The sequence below is a fragment of the Succinimonas sp. genome (genome assembly GCF_045225735.1).
Taxonomy (GTDB): Bacteria; Pseudomonadota; Gammaproteobacteria; order Enterobacterales; family Succinivibrionaceae; genus Succinimonas.
Genome location: NZ_JBGVBR010000379.1, coordinates 1 through 15,124 on the forward strand (window position 1 = coordinate 1; position 15,124 = coordinate 15,124).

The window sequence follows — 15,124 nt, forward strand, 5'->3', positions numbered from 1 at the left end:
TCCCGGGCTTTCCAGACGGAGATCCGGCTGGAACCAGTCATAGGCATGATAGCCGTGGTAGTCGAGACCGGAGCGGTTTTCTACCGGGGGAGTAATCCAGATGGCAGTGAAGCCCATGGACTTAATATAGTCCAGAGATTCGATAAGGCCCTTGAAGTCGCCTCTCCAGCTGGGATCGGTGGCGTCATAGCGGTCTCTGTCGTAGTAGTTGTTGCTCTCATCGCCATCCTTGTAACGGGCAGTCAGCACAAAATAGATGGTCTCATCGCGGAAGTCGGTGGCAGAGGCGATAGTGCCGTTCTTCTTAATAAACCAGAAGAAGTGCTGCTCCTGCTTCATGCCGTTGGAGCCCACTGACAGGGTGCGCAGACTGTAGGCAGTGCCCAGCCCATCGGAAGAAGTATCCTTAAGAGCAATGGGGCCGGTATACTTTGTCGAGTTCTCGGTAGGCTCGGTATTGTCCAGAGTGTAGTAGATGGTACCGCCGGTGGTATTAAAGTCAGCATCCTGAAGGCCCAGAGTAACGGTCTTGTCCTCGTGGTAGCTGCCCGGAGCCAAATCTGCAGTCACATACGGAGCGGAAGCCACTCTGACATCAGAGGAGGCAATGGTGGTGGCATAATCCATGGCATTCCAGGTAATATCCCCGATAACAATGGAAGGAGTGCCGATTTCGCCGCCGGAAGTGTTATTTCCGTTGTTGCCGCTGTTGCTGTTATTGCCGCTGTTGCTATTGTTATTATTGCCGGAAGAGAGGGAAGCGCCGCCTTCAACTACCTGAGCCTGAGAGCCGGCCAGCTGGCAGGAATCAAGCGGAGTCCACTGGCCGTTGTCATAGCACCCGGTAACCGGAGCTCCGGTAATATCGCCGGTAAGCTTGTTGCCGCCCTTCAGGAAGATCATGTTGATGCTGTCATAGTTAATGGCAGAGGTATCATAGAATGACCAGTCAGAACTTTCGGAAGCCTTGGTCATGGAGGTGCCCGGCCAGCTTCCTGTCAGCTGAACATTGGTGCCGGCCCAGATATAGATGCCGTCGGCATCGCCCTTGTAGTAGATGCCGGACTTCTCCGGAATCTTCACCGCATCAGCTGCCAGAGTTACCTTGTAGGCCTTGGGCTCGGAAGAGGTCTTGCCATCGGAAACGGTAAGGGTGACTGTCTTTTCGCCGCCGGTCTTGTAGGTTACCTTAGGATTCTTTTCAGTGCTGGTCTGACCGTCGCCGAAATTCCATACATAAGAGAGCTCATCATTGTCAGCATCGGATGCGACAGCGGTAAGAACACCGGAGAGACCGGTAAACTTGTAATGGAAATCAGCCACCGGCGCATGGTTGCCGGAAACCACCTGATTAGACTGTACGGTAACATCCTTGGAAACCACAGAAGAAGTCTTGCCGTCAGAAACCGTCATGGTTACGGTGTAGGTGCCGTTCTTGGCATAGGTATGGGAAGGAGCCCGGTCAGAAGAAGAGGCGCCGTCGCCGAAATCCCACTTGAAGGACAGGCTGTCGCCGTCATCATCAAAGGCGGCATCCTTGCAGGTTACCGTAAGATCCTTGCTGCTTGCCTGGAAATCTGCCACCGGCGCATGGTTGGCCACCTGAGATACTGTTACTTCCTTGCTGAAGGAAGCAGTTTCCTTGCCGTCGGAAACAGTAAGCTTCACGGTATAGCTGCCGGAAGTGGCAAAGTTATGAGTCGGACTAACCAGATCAGACTTCTCGCCGTCGCCGAAATCCCAGGTATAAACCAGTTCATCATTGTCAGCGTCAATAACCGAAGCCCTGAAGGAAAGAGACTTCTCGCTGGAGCCCGGAGCCACTGCCGCGGTAATGGCATCAATAACAGGGGCGTGATTGCTGGAATCGCTGGAAATGCGGACAACCTTGCTGGACTTGACAGTCTTGTCGCCGTCCTGAACAGTCAGCACCACATCATAAACGCCGGTCTTGGCGTAGGTATGGCTTACAGACTTGCCGGTAAGAGCGCTGCCATCACCCATGGTCCAGGAATAAACCGCGTTGGAGGAAGCGTTTCTGGTCACCGCATTAAGAGTTACCGTACGGTCTGAATTAGAGGTCACCACCACATTGGCAGCCAGGTCATCAGGAGAAATCACCTCAAAAACATTGGTTACCGAGGTGGTAATCTTGCCGTCCGATACCATGAGGGTAGCTGACTTGGTGCCTGCAGAAGCAAAATAGTGCGAAGGATTGGTCTCAGTGGATTCGGTGCCATCGCTGAAAATCCATCTGTAGGAAAGAGCATCGCCGTCCTTGTCATAAGATCTGTTGATAATTTCAGCTCTGAGCCCATCGGTTTTAACCTCAAACATGGGCACCGGCAGAGAATTAACAGCATCTCCGGCTGTTACCGGAATCAGATCGGAATTAATGATCCGGCCGTCGCTGAACTTAACGGTAAGAGAGACATTATAGGTGCCGGCCTTGTCATACTTGTGCACCGGATTGGCCAGAGTGGAGGACTGCTCATCGCCGAAGTCCCAGAAATATTCCACAATATTTCCGGTGGACATATCGGTAAATTCCACCACATAAGCATCAGACTGTCTGTTCTGGAATGAGAATACCGCAGCCGGTTCAGTGCCGCAGCGGGAATTATCGATCTTTACCTTGTGAGTGACATTGCTTTCGCCGAAGGTGTCAGAAACACTCAGCATAACATCAAAGGTCTTCTTCAGGGCATAGGTATGAGTCGGATTCTGCTGCTTGGAAATGGCGCTGCCATCACCGAAATTCCAGCGGTAAACCAGAGTATCGTTATCGGCATCTGTTGCGGAGGCGCTGAATGAAACTGTTCTGCAGTCGGTTACGGCTGAGACAAAGGAAACCTCAGGAAGATTATTGGCGAATCTGGTGATCTTGGAAAGAGTGTTAAAGCTGCCGTTAGCCAGGTAAAAATCAACGATGGACTCCGGACTGTGATCGATAAGGGCGGTATCAATTCTGCTGATGACGCCGTCGTTGTCAATGATCACGTTGGCATTGAGAATAACCTTTTTCTCGGAAAGTCCCTGCACAAATACCTGGGGAGCTTCGCCCTTTTCCATGGTGTCATCAAAAACCACCGGCTCGGTGCCCAGAGTCTGGGCAAGCTCGCTCTTGGCATTTTGAATAGCCAGCCCCTTCTCCTCGGCATAAGCAGCGGCAATGGTGGAAAGCGGGGTAACCGCTACCTGACCGGCAATGCCGCTCTGGGAATTAAAGTCCATGCGGGAGGCATCAATTCTTGACTTGTAAACAGTGCCATCCCTGAGCACGGCAATAAAATTATGTTCTGCGGTAAGATCGTTTTCTGCAAGGTTTCTGAGAGTTACCCGGCCGCTGTTATCGGTATACACGCCGCCGACGTCATCTGCATCGCAGACGCCGTTGTCATTGGAATCAATACATACCAAAGCATCAGACACATAATCGGCATTGGCGCTCTGCACCGATGCTACTACGGAAAAAGAACCATTTGACGCCGAGGAGCTGTTACCGGAAGCAGTCTGAGAACTGCCGGAATTACCGCTGCCGCCGCAGGCTGAAAGTCCCATGGCCAGAAACATGGCCATTGTAATCCTTGTATATTTGTGTTGCATAATGATGCCCCAAAGATGAATAACCCTGTGAAAACAATTTCATTAGCTGAATTTTAACCAAGTGCGAACCAAAAAAAAGCGATATTTATCACGCAATTAACATTTATGTAACATCTTGTTAACAAAAAAATCTATAAAAAAAAGGCCACCCGCAGGTGACCTTCATGGAGCATTATCAGCTGTTAATTAAGCGTGCACTTCAACGCCTCGGGATCATCAGGATCAACCTTTTTCACCTCAACGGTTCTGGAGGTTTCCTTCGAAACCTTGCCATCGCTCACCACCAGCACGATCTTGTAGGTACCGGCCTGGCCGTAGGTATGAGAAGGACTGGCCTCATCTGATGTATTGCCATCACCGAAATCCCACTTGTAGGTCAAAGCATCCTGATCCGCATCGCTGGAGGTATTGGTCAGGTTTACGGTAAGACCGCTGGCCACAGCATCGAATGCGGCTACCGGAGGATTGTTATCGCCCGGATTAACAGGATTATCAGGATTATCAGGATTATCAGGATTGTCCGGGTTATCCGGGTTAACAGTACCGGAATCGCTGACAGTAACATCCTGGGACTTGGATACCGCTGCAATGCCATCGTCTACGGTAAGAGTTACCTTATAGGTACCGGCCTTGGCAAAGGTATAGGTCAGGGAAGAAGCACTGTTGGCCACCACCGGCTTCCCGTCGCCGAAGCTCCATACGGATGAAAGAAGATCGCCGTCAGCATCCGTGGAAGTGTTGTTGAAGGTAACTTTAAGCTTGTCAGCCTTATAGGTAAAGCTGGCAACCGGAGCAGTGTTTTCAGCTGCCGGGTTATCTCCGCCGGCGCTGACCGTTACAGTCTGGCTGATGTGGTTGGACAGCGAACCGTCTGAAACCATCAGGCTGACATCATAGCTTCCTGCTTTGGCATAGGTATGTACCGGATTCTGATCAGAAGAAGTCTGACCATCGCCGAAGGACCAGGTGTAGCTCAGCAGATCTTCATCAGTGTCAGTGGAAAGATCAGTAAAGGTTACCGTAAGACCGGACTCAGAATGATTGAAATTAGCATCGGGAATGTGGTTGTCAGGAGCCACCTCACCGCTGCCCAGATTGGCAAACGGATCCGGTTCGCCGTTGGCAATGGCCCGCATAACCTCGGTTACCAGAGTAATCCGGGCACCCTCATGATTGTTGTTCTTGAGGTAGCCGGTAATCTTCTCATAGTTTCCGGTAATGGTATGTTCAAGACCGTTGGCCTGAATAACCTTGCTGTAGGTCATGCCTTCCTGATAGAGAATATCCAGAAGAGCTTTGTAGCTGTCATCAAGATTGGCCGGATCGGCATAAGCAAAATCCTGCACCTCGGCAGTATCGCCGCCAATCAGGTTCTTAAACTGCTGCACGCCGCCGGCCCGGGACTGGGTGCTGGAAAGCGGGTTCAGGAACAGCTTCTTGAAGGTGTGCACATTGTTGACAATATTGGGAGACGCCATGTCATCAAGGCTGAATTCCATTACGGAACCGTTGCTCTGCACGGAAATAACCTTGAGGCCGCTGAACGAATTGAGGTCAGAGTCAGTCCATCTCAGCTCGGCCTTGCCGGAAGCATTGACAGCTGACTTAACAGGTTCGCCGTTACAGCTGGAATCGCCATTGGAATCAATGCAAACCGTAAGAGCGTCATCGGAACCCTGAGGCTCAACATCGTTAAGCTGCTGCGCTCTAACTGCCGCGCTGGAATTGCCGCCGCGAACGGAATCAGTCTGAGTATTAACCTGAACCGGGAGAACATAGCTCTGCACCGCAGCATCGGGATTAACGGGATCCGGGTTAACAGGATCCGGATTGTTGTTATTGCTGGAACCAGAACCGCCACCGCCACCGCAGGCTGTCAGGGCAATTGCGGAAAGCATAGCCACCGTAAGTTTATTAAATTTTAACATTTCTATTAAACCTCTTTAATCTTGGAGGAGCTCCGGCAGAACCGGAGCCCGCTTGATTTAGTCCTGATACCAGACAGTTACCGCAGTGCCTTCTGCTACGTTGGTACCTGAAGTTCCATCGGCATTCACAGTTACTGCATGAACTTTCTTCTTCCAGCCGTCAACTCCGGCAACATCGATGTTGTTTCCGCTGTTGACAACCACCCGGATCTTCTTCCAGGAATCACCTACCGCAGCGCCGTTGATGTCATACTGGAAGGCATTATCACCCAGCCAGGTGGCAACAACATTGTTTTCGATCTGACTCTTGGTGGTCATTCTGAAGCCCGGATGAGCCCGTCTCATGGCAATCATGTCCTTGTAGTAATTGAAGATGCCAGCATTGGTCTTCTTGAGACCCCACTTGACATTATTCACATCACCGGCAGTGTTGTAGGAATTGCCGTTCATGTTCTTGGTTCTGGCGAACTCTTCACCGGAGTGAATGAACGGAATGCCCTGACTCACCAGTATGATGCCGTTACCATAGGACTGAAGTCTGCTGGCGTAAATGTCTTTAGCGCCAAACTTCGTAATCTTGTCAGTAAGGTTAAGGTTGTCATGAGCGGTCAGGTAGTTAATGGACTGCTCCGGATCCGCAGCAAAGAACGGAGTCCAGGGATTGTCATTATCACCGATAGCGCCCTTCATGCCTGCTGATACGCAGTCGAAGTTGGTATTAGCGCCGGCGCCAAGGTCATGATACTGGGTATTGAACATGAAGCCGCCTGCAGCTTCGTCGCTGGCGCCCTTCACGCACTCGCGGTACTTGCCGTTAAACACGCCTACATGAGCATCAGCAGCCTTCTTGATGGAGCCCATTCTCACACGAGTGCCCTCGCTGGGATCGGTAGCATAGCCGTTCCAGGGTTCGCCGTACATGAGGAAGTTTCTGTCCGGATAAGTCTCGTTGAGATACTTGCCCCAGGAACGGAAGTCCTCCACATCAAAAATGCCTACGAGGTCGAAACGGAAGCCGTCAATGTTGTACTCAGTGGCCCAGTACTCCAGAGAGTCTCTGATGAAGCGGCTGACCATGGCGTTCTTGGCATCTACGGAATTACCGCAGCCGGAAAGGTCTACAGAGGTGTAGTACTTACCGGAGATGTTCTGGAACATTTCCTTGTCATAGGTATGGTTATAAACCACGTCCATGATTACGCGGATGCCGTTCTTGTGGAATTCATCAACCATGGTCTTGAATTCCTTGACCTTCTGCTTGTAGTTTTCGGACTTGAACACCGAGGTGTAACGGTCTTCAGGAACATTGAAGTTCACCGGATCGTAACCCCAGTTGTAGCAGGAGTCGTTCTGAGAATCCACATCGGAGCAGGTACCGTAATCGTACACCGGCAGGAGCTGAACATGAGTTACGCCAAGTTCCTTAAGGTGGTCAATGCCGGTCTTCATGCCGTTATTGGTAGTGCCGGTCTGTACCATGCCCAGATAGCGGCCTCTCTTGTCTTCATCAACGCCGGAGGAAGGATCCACGGTGAAGTCTCTGACATGAGCCTCATAGATGATGGCATCCTCGCGGTTGGTGAGAACCGGACGCTTAGCCCAGCCGCCGGCAAGGTCGGTACCGCGCATGTTCATGACCACGTTTCTGTTATCAGTGGCACTAACGGACTTGCCGGAAGCCTGATAGTTAGAAGGAACTACCATCTTGCCGTAAGGATCCCGGACGGCATTGCCGTTAATCTTGAACTGATAAGGCTTGCCGTCAAGATCTCCCTGAACGGTGGCTTCATAGACATCAGAGTAGCCGTTGAGATTAACCTTGGTCATATTATGAGACTGGCCGTTAACCTCTACAGTAACGTTGCCGGAATCCGGAGACCAGATTCTGAACACAGTGCGATCACTGTAATAGGTGGCGCCGAGAGTCTCATGGGTGTAAGCGCCTGACTCGCAGTTAGCAGTAGAGCTGTCCACATCGCAGTTGGCCTTGGCGTTATTCACCGGCTGAGGATCCGGAGTAGGATCAGGATCCGGGGTCGGATCAGGATCCGGAGTGGGATCAGGATCCGGGGTAGGATCGGGCTGCGGATCTGAATGAGCCTTAATGGTCAGCATCATGGATGAAGAGTTGAAGGTAATGTCATACACACCCTTGGATACCGGAACAAAGCCGCCGGCCGCAGTGAGGGACTCGCCGTTCTTGCCGCCGAGGATAATGCACTGAGCACCGTTAAGAGCTTCAATCTTAAGCTTGCCGTCGGAGCTGAACTGGAAGTTGCTGTAAACCCAGTTATCGCCGCTGCTCTTCTCCATCATGGTGGTGCCGAAGCCGTCCTCGGAAGCTCTGATGGCTACCTTGGTGATGCCGCCTACAGTGCTGCCGCTCTGAACAGTAACACTCTTGGATTCGGTAGCCGAAGCGGAGCCGCTCTTTACGGTAAGCTTGATGGTGTAGGTGCCGGCCTGATCATAGGTATGAGTCGGAGCCTTGTCAGTAGAAGTCTTGCCGTCGCCGAAATCCCAGCTGTAGGAAAGATTGGATCCGGTGGAGCTGTTGGTAAGAGTTACCGTGAGATCCTTGGCGCTGGCAGTAAAGGCAGCCTTGATATCCGGAGCAGCCTCGGTCTTGGCGAGAGAGTAGCTCATGTCGGAATCAACAACGCTGAGAGTGTACTTGCCGGTATAGGAGCTGATATCCACATCGGAATTTGCTGCCTCGTTGAGAGCCAGCTTATTACCGGTACCCACACCGTAGATCTTGCCCTCAGTCCAGGCGCAGCCATCGGTAATCTTGAAGCGCTGACCGCCGTTGGCATCGCCCTGGCCGCTCAGATCCAGATCAATGGTCCACACGCCGGTACGCTTGTTGAAGGTCATGGGATCATGCTTCCAGCCGTTGGAGGAACCGGCATAGCAGAGCTTGCCATGGGTCGGCTCGTAATTGCTCTGACATTCGTCGGCATCCGGATTCAGGAGGCAGTAGCAGCCTTCGGTGTTAGGATTCTCGGAGCAGTAGGAGGTGCACACGCCGTTAACCAGAGACTGGCCCTTGCAGGAGCAGGAAACAGAACCGGCGCCGAAGGTATCGCAGTAGGCGGAGCAGGTGGACTTGTCGGAATCATCCTTGCACATGCAGGCGGCGCTGTTAGGATCAGAAGCGCAGGGATCCACGGCCTTGCCGCAGAAATCACCCACGCAGATGGCTGCGGCGCTCTTGCCGCCTACCTTGATTCGTGCCTTGCCGCCGCTTACAGTGATATCTGTCCACTGAGCAGGATCATTGCTGCTCAGAATGTTCTTATAGGTGCCATCCGGAACCTCAACAGCAAATTCTCTCTCGAATTCACCGCCGGTGGTGTTCATAACATAGAAGCCCTTGCTGCCGCGGTTGATCCAGAGAGCGCCGTTTTCATAGGCCTTGGAGGTAACAGCCTGACCTCTGGTAGCTCTGGCAAAGCGAGCAGCCTGAAGAACAATGGGGTTTCTGTGCTGACAGAGCCAGCCGCCTTCGCAGCGGGCTGCTCCCAGAGGACCGCCCTGATCGTGGGTCTGATCGCTGACACGGCTGCCATCGCTGTCTTTAACCGGGAAAGAGAAGCCGGAATAAACCTGACGAACCTTGCCCACAGGCCATACCACCAGCCAGGACTGCGCCAGATCATAATCAGGGTTGTTCTGAGTCTTCATGGAGGAGGAACCTGCAGAAGCGCGGCCCCATTCGTCGTCATGGTTGTTTACGAACACTTCGGCATTGTCCCCCAGCCAGGTGCTGAGATCAAGAGCTTTGCCGTAGTCCCCTGTTCCGAAGCTATGCATGGCATCCCATACATAGCCGAAATCTGTTACCACCACATTGTCAATGAAGGTGTACTTGTTAGGCTGAATATCATCAGCCTCGCCGCCGGCGCCGATTACCTCAAGATATGCGGGAGGTCTTCTGCCGGCTTTCTCCTGGGTCTTGCCAAGGATGGCGTTGATATCGTTGTAGCCCATGTGCTTGGCGGCATCGATACGGAAACCGTAAACACCCATCTTCATGAGGCTGGCGAGATAGTCGGCAATCTTGCCCTGAGTGTCAGGGTTGTCGGTGGCAATATCAGGCATGCCGGAAAGAGCGCAGGTTCTTACCGAGTTGGCGTCTGCATAACTGGAGATTGAACAGTCGCCATGGAAATCGCTGCCGGAAAAGCCATCCGGGTAATTCTTGTAGCTGAAGCCGCTGCCGCCCAGGCCCTGGCCGCTGGTTGCTCTCTGGTTGAACACCGCATCGGCAAACACCTTAACACCGGCGTCGTTACAGGCCTTAAGCATGTTCTTCAGCTGTTCTTCATTACCGGTCATGGTAGTGAAATTTTTGAAATTCACCGGCTGATAAACTGCCCACCATACATCGGTTCTGGCAATATGTTCGGCAGGCTGGGAAATCTGCACGCCGTCATAGCCTGCCGGGCCAAGATACTCGGTACATTCCTTGGCAATGTTGTCATATGTCCACTGAAAAGGGTGAACAATGATCATTTCCTGTTCATAGTTCGCAGCATAGGCGGAACCGGAAAACATAATGGCAGACACTGCAGCAGCCAGCAGCATTCGCCTGTTTCTAATAAGTTTCATTTGCACTCTCCGTATTGTCGGCAACAATGACAGCTCTAACTTAAAAAAATCTTTTTACAATTGACAACGCTTTCAATAAAGCTGACTAAGTACTGATTATAGCATTCTGAAATTCTGAAAAATGTAGTTCAGTCACAAATTTAACATTTTTTTTACATTTTGGAGCAGGTGGGATCATTGTTATGTGAAACGCTATGAAACAAAAGATCCGTCGCCTTCGGATCCGTTAATGGAAGTAAAACAAAATGTTATATAAGGGGATTTTTGTTAACAATTGTTAATGCATGAACCAGACCGGCAATGCAACGGCTTTCTCTGAGCGGAGAGGAAGGATTAAGAACAAGATCCCGGGCTTCGGCTGCGCTGAAGGGAAACACCCGGATTTCCTCGGGCTCATCGCCGGAAAGTCTGGAGGGATAAAGATCCAGAGCCAGAAAAATGTACATCATAAGCCCCATGAAGCCCGGGGCGAAGGTGATGGTTCTCAGGGGAATAATGCTGCGGGCGCCAAAGCCGATTTCCTCCTGAAGTTCACGGAGCGCCGCCTCTTCAGGAGATTCCCCGGGGTCGATTTTGCCTTTTACAAAACCCAGCTCATAGGATTCGGTGCCTACGCAGTACTCCCGGGTAAAAAGAAAGCTTTTGCCGTCAAAGGGGATCACCATAACCGCCCCGCTGCCGCCGGGAATGCGCTCGTAGCGGGTGCGGAAACCATTGGAAAAGCGGAGATCCACCTCCTCTATCCGAAAAAGACGGCTCCGGGCTACCTCTTTGACTCCCAGAACCTCGGGAAGAATCAGATCCGGTTCCATTGTCAGAACTTGCCCTGCAAACTTACCGGAATGCTGCCTTCGGCATTGGGTGTGCCGATTGTCCCCATGAACATGGCCAGCTGCGAGGGCAAGTCCCCCTTGGGCTTAATGTTTCCGGTGAGATTGTAGGCCGTCAAGTTCTCCGTAAGCTCCAGCTTGCCGGTAAATCTGAGCATTTCCGAATTCTGATCGATTTTAAAGGAAAGCTTGTTCTGATTTCCGTTTACCGCCAGTTCAATCTTGCCGAGATCCACGGAAACATCGGGCAAAAACGGCGTGGTCAGCACCACATTCCGGGCGGTTACCGCCCCGCTGATATTTGCCAGATTTCCTTTTGCAGTGAGCACCAGATCGGAAATATCAGTGCCGACGCTGCCCGTGAGACTGAAGGGGAGATTCTTGTCAATCAAAGGCACGATGTTTTCCAGATCGCCGTTAAGCTGAATGGAACTGAAATGAGGCTTATCGGCCAGTGAAAACGCATTCACCCCCATACTGCCCCGCAGCAGCTTGGAGTCATTAACCTTCAGGGACAGCCCTTTGGTAAAAAGCACCGTAAAAAAGTTAAGCTTCCAGTGGATGTTGTTAATGCGGACGCTGGAGGCATCCATGGTAGAAATCTTGCCGTTCCAAAGACTTCCTCTGACATCGTAAATCTTGATGTCCTTGGGCAGACTGACAAAGGCAAAAAGCTTGTTCGCCGGAGCCAGATACAGCACGAAAAAGATAAAAAAGAAGATAATGAACAGCGTTCTGAAGATGATCCTCTTAATCATTATATTCATCCTCCTCGGTAAGACGAATCAGACTGAGACGGGACACATACACCAGACCGTCCCCCTGTTTATCGATGGAGATATCGTCCACTGTAATGCCATAATCGCTTTCCAGCTTATCCAGAGCCTGAATAATGCCGGAAAACGGCACCGCGGATTCAATTTCCACGTCCGCCTTGTTATCTCCCTGAGCACGGAGCTTATATCTGGTAATCTTAGATGACCGAAGCAGATTGTCAGCGGCGGCGCGCACGCTGGTGGTGGAATTTACCGTCCTCTGACTGCCGGGAGTCACCCGGGAGGCATTGGTTAAAAGAAAGCTGTAGCCGCTCTTGGCGCCCTCCAGAGCCATCTCAGACTTTCTTACATCTCTTACCTTCGGATAAATCAGAAACGAAAAGAATATGAGAAGAATAATCATGGCCAGAAGAAGCCCCAGCACCATCTTCTCGCGATAGGTTCTGCTGCGGTAATAATTGAGTAAACGATCCTTCATTATTTCGTTCTCCTCTTAAGCTGCACGGATACCAGCTGTCTCTCGCGGCTGGGCTTCCTGTCGACAATCTGTCCGGTAAAATCAGGACTGAAGCCGGAAACAAAATTATCAATGTTCGTACTGGAATCTGCCAGAAACTGGATCACAAAAACTCTTCTGGAGCGCTCGAACTTCATATTCACAAGCTCAATGCCCTTCTTGTTAATGAGCTTGCCGGACACCAGCTTCACGAGATCAATAAAGCCTTCGTCTGTGCCTATAGGAGAGGAATTACTGAGAATCTCCTTCATCTTGGACACGGGATCATTAACCCGGCCGCTGCCCCCCATAATCTGACTGAAAAGAGCCCGCTGCTGATTCCGGTATTCCTGGGTTTCCTTGATGACCGAACTGATGCGCATGTTCATGTTCATGTACCAGAGAGTCACAAAGATGAGGCCCATGACCACCACCTTCACCCAGGAGGTCATAAACTTGAACTGAATATTGCGCTTCCGCTGATAGCTGGACATGTTCACCTTGCTGTGAATGGCGCCCTCGGCCATCTTAGCAAGCGGTGAATCGGTTAGATCCTCCCGCACCTTCTCCTTAAGCTCTTCGGGAAGCACGCTGAGAGAAACGGCCGAAACGCCTTCGGGAAGATTTTCCGCATAATCCTTAATCCACGCCCCGGGAATTGATATTCCGGAGTTCACCCCGTCGCGAATCAGCCATTCGTCATCAAGGTTCAGAAAATAAATCTCCTTAAGTCCCGGCTCCTTATCCTTGCCGGAGGCTGTCTCATGGGGTTCGGGCAGCGTGAGAGCGTCGGGAACGATGGCTGTTACCGTAAAGCCAAGTCCCTTAAGAGCCTGTTCCAGGTCGGTAAACTCGTTTTTTCTGAAGATCAGAAAATCATAATCCTTGCCGTTTTTGGCCATCATATGAGCTTTAAAGTTGTCAATATCCTCGGCAAATTCGTCCTCAAGCTGATAAAGCACCGGCTCATAGGCATGCTTCTTAAGCTTTCCCGGATAATTGACAGTTTTAAATTTCAAAGCCGAAGACGGATAGAGAATCATCACCGGCCGTTCAGGAGAATTCCCGCCCACATCCTTAAGTTCCTCCAGAGAATATACTGTTCCGGAGGCCAGCACGTTATGACTGGTATCATCGTACGAAAACCAGAGATAACTCCGGGGATCTATCAGGGTCGGTCTTAAAAACAAATACTCACTCATGAAGCTCTCCTCTGAGACGCTGGTATACCTTCAGGCTGGTATCCCCGTCCCGGTAAAATCTGGATCTGAAGGCAAATTTTTCATCATCGAACTGCACAACAACATTTGCCACAAAATAATTTGAATTGGTTACCGCTACCTTGGCTACCCGGCCCCGGAGACCGTTCATGGACTCCACGGCATTGTTTATCACATCCTCCCGGAGAAAGCCGGCATAGGAATCCCAGCCGTATTCCGGAATTCCGGTTTTGAGAAGATCCACCGCCTCCTCCAAAGAAAGCTGCCCCATAAGCAGGGCCTGAAGCAGCGGTGCCTGCCGGTAATTAAGCATATTGATGCTGATAACAAAATCATCGGTGGGCAGCGCGCAGATCATCGGCTCGATCCGGCGATAAAGCTCCGGAGTCATGCCGCGGATATAACGGAGCTCGGACTTTTCATAAAAGCGGCCATTGGCTGTCACATGAGGCATCTTCCCGGTGGAATAAAACTGATCCTCGGCGCCGTTGGCTGAAACCATGGTACTGTCAGCGTCAAGCCAGTCCACAACCGAATCCGATACCGTTTCCGCCTGAGTTTCGTCCGCTCCCATATTCATGAGAAGTTCCCGGAACACCAGAACCGGAAAACGGGCGTTAAGAAGCCGGCTGTCCGTGTTTTCCCGCTGTTCGGGTGTTTCATTATCCGGAACCACATCCTTAAGAAGACCATTAATATTAAGGCAGGCCTGTTCGTCATGAACATCACCGCTTATTACCGCCTCGTCCAGCGGCACCACCTGATTCGGCTGAGCCCAGGTCATGCCCTTGTAAACCTTGCCCTTGGTCTTTCTGAAGTCATCGATCATGTATTTTCTGACGATGCCTTCTATGCCGTCAACGTACCAGGAAGCCCGCTGGTAGTCCAAGGCATTTCTGGTAACAAAAAAAACTCTGTTGAAACGCACGGTAATTACGGCAGCGGACATCACCATAATGGCCACCGCCACCAGCACCATGATCAGCGCCACGCCCCGGCTTCTTCTGAGAGTTTTTACTTTCCTGAATCTCATCACACGTCCCCTGCCGGAATATAGAAAATACGGCTGATCTTTCCGTACGCTTCGGATTCAAACTCCACCTTGACTCCGGAGGATATCTTCACTCTGTCAATCCATCCCTGAGACCAGCTGCCCTGCCGGTAAAAGTACACCTTGAAATTCTTAACGCCTTTCATGAGGGGGTAAAACTGCGGCTCATAACCGATGACAGTATCGGGATAGGGATATACCGCCCGCTCCAGCTGTCCGTTTTTAACCCGGTACCACACCCGCACAATCTCGCCCCGGGGCAGTTCTGCTCCGGGATTCAGAGCGCCGCCTCTCATAAAGCTGATGCCGGTGCCCTCTGACTGAAACATGTTTTCCCCCGTCTGAATAATCATCCGGGACGGCGAACCATCCATACGGGCCACCCTTGGCACCATCTGCACAAAATCCTGATTGAGAATATTCATGGCCTTGTGGAAGGCATGAAAAGAAGCGGTATCCTCCTCTACCGTCTGACTGGCCGTAAAGGTGGTAGACATCAGGGCATAGGTGCCATGAGCGATCACTGCCATGATCATAATGGAAATCAGCACCTCTATCAGGGTAAAACCGGAATTGCCGGAATGTCTCATAGCCGCAATATCT

9 protein-coding genes are annotated in these 15,124 nt (G+C 51.4%); all 9 read right to left on the reverse strand.

The annotated features are described in order from the left end of the window. On the reverse strand, positions 1-3,579 hold a 3,579-nt coding region (locus ACJROR_RS13255), incomplete at its 3' end, for a PKD domain-containing protein (protein ID WP_406547497.1). Between the two features lie 209 nt (positions 3,580-3,788). After that, on the reverse strand, positions 3,789-5,534 hold the full coding sequence (locus ACJROR_RS13260) for a PKD domain-containing protein (protein WP_406547499.1): 1,746 nt from the start codon (positions 5,532-5,534) through the stop codon (positions 3,789-3,791). A gap of 57 nt (positions 5,535-5,591) precedes the next feature. After that, complete coding sequence (locus tag ACJROR_RS13265) at positions 5,592-10,148, reverse strand: alpha-amylase family glycosyl hydrolase (RefSeq protein WP_406547500.1); 4,557 nt, start codon at positions 10,146-10,148, stop codon at positions 5,592-5,594. 248 nt (positions 10,149-10,396) lie between these two features. Continuing rightward, positions 10,397-10,960, reverse strand: a complete 564-nt coding sequence (gene nudE, locus ACJROR_RS13270; protein ID WP_406547501.1) for an ADP compounds hydrolase NudE — start codon at positions 10,958-10,960, stop codon at positions 10,397-10,399. Between the two features lie 2 nt (positions 10,961-10,962). After that, positions 10,963-11,736 (reverse strand): type II secretion system protein N, encoded by a 774-nt coding sequence (gene gspN / locus ACJROR_RS13275; RefSeq protein ID WP_406547503.1) that lies wholly within the window; start codon positions 11,734-11,736, stop codon positions 10,963-10,965. Continuing rightward, a complete protein-coding gene (gspM, locus tag ACJROR_RS13280; RefSeq protein WP_406547505.1) occupies positions 11,729-12,232 on the reverse strand; it encodes a type II secretion system protein GspM in 504 nt (167 codons plus the stop codon). Before gspM ends, gspN begins: the two co-directional genes overlap by 8 nt. Beyond that, a complete protein-coding gene (gene gspL, locus ACJROR_RS13285) occupies positions 12,232-13,452 on the reverse strand; it encodes a type II secretion system protein GspL (RefSeq protein ID WP_406547506.1) in 1,221 nt (406 codons plus the stop codon). Before gspL ends, gspM begins: the two co-directional genes overlap by 1 nt. Then, a complete protein-coding gene (gene gspK, locus ACJROR_RS13290) occupies positions 13,445-14,503 on the reverse strand; it encodes a type II secretion system minor pseudopilin GspK (RefSeq protein WP_406547508.1) in 1,059 nt (352 codons plus the stop codon). Before gspK ends, gspL begins: the two co-directional genes overlap by 8 nt. Beyond that, on the reverse strand, positions 14,503-15,111 hold the full coding sequence (gspJ, locus tag ACJROR_RS13295; protein ID WP_406547509.1) for a type II secretion system minor pseudopilin GspJ: 609 nt from the start codon (positions 15,109-15,111) through the stop codon (positions 14,503-14,505). Before gspJ ends, gspK begins: the two co-directional genes overlap by 1 nt. Positions 15,112-15,124: the final 13 nt, after the last annotated feature.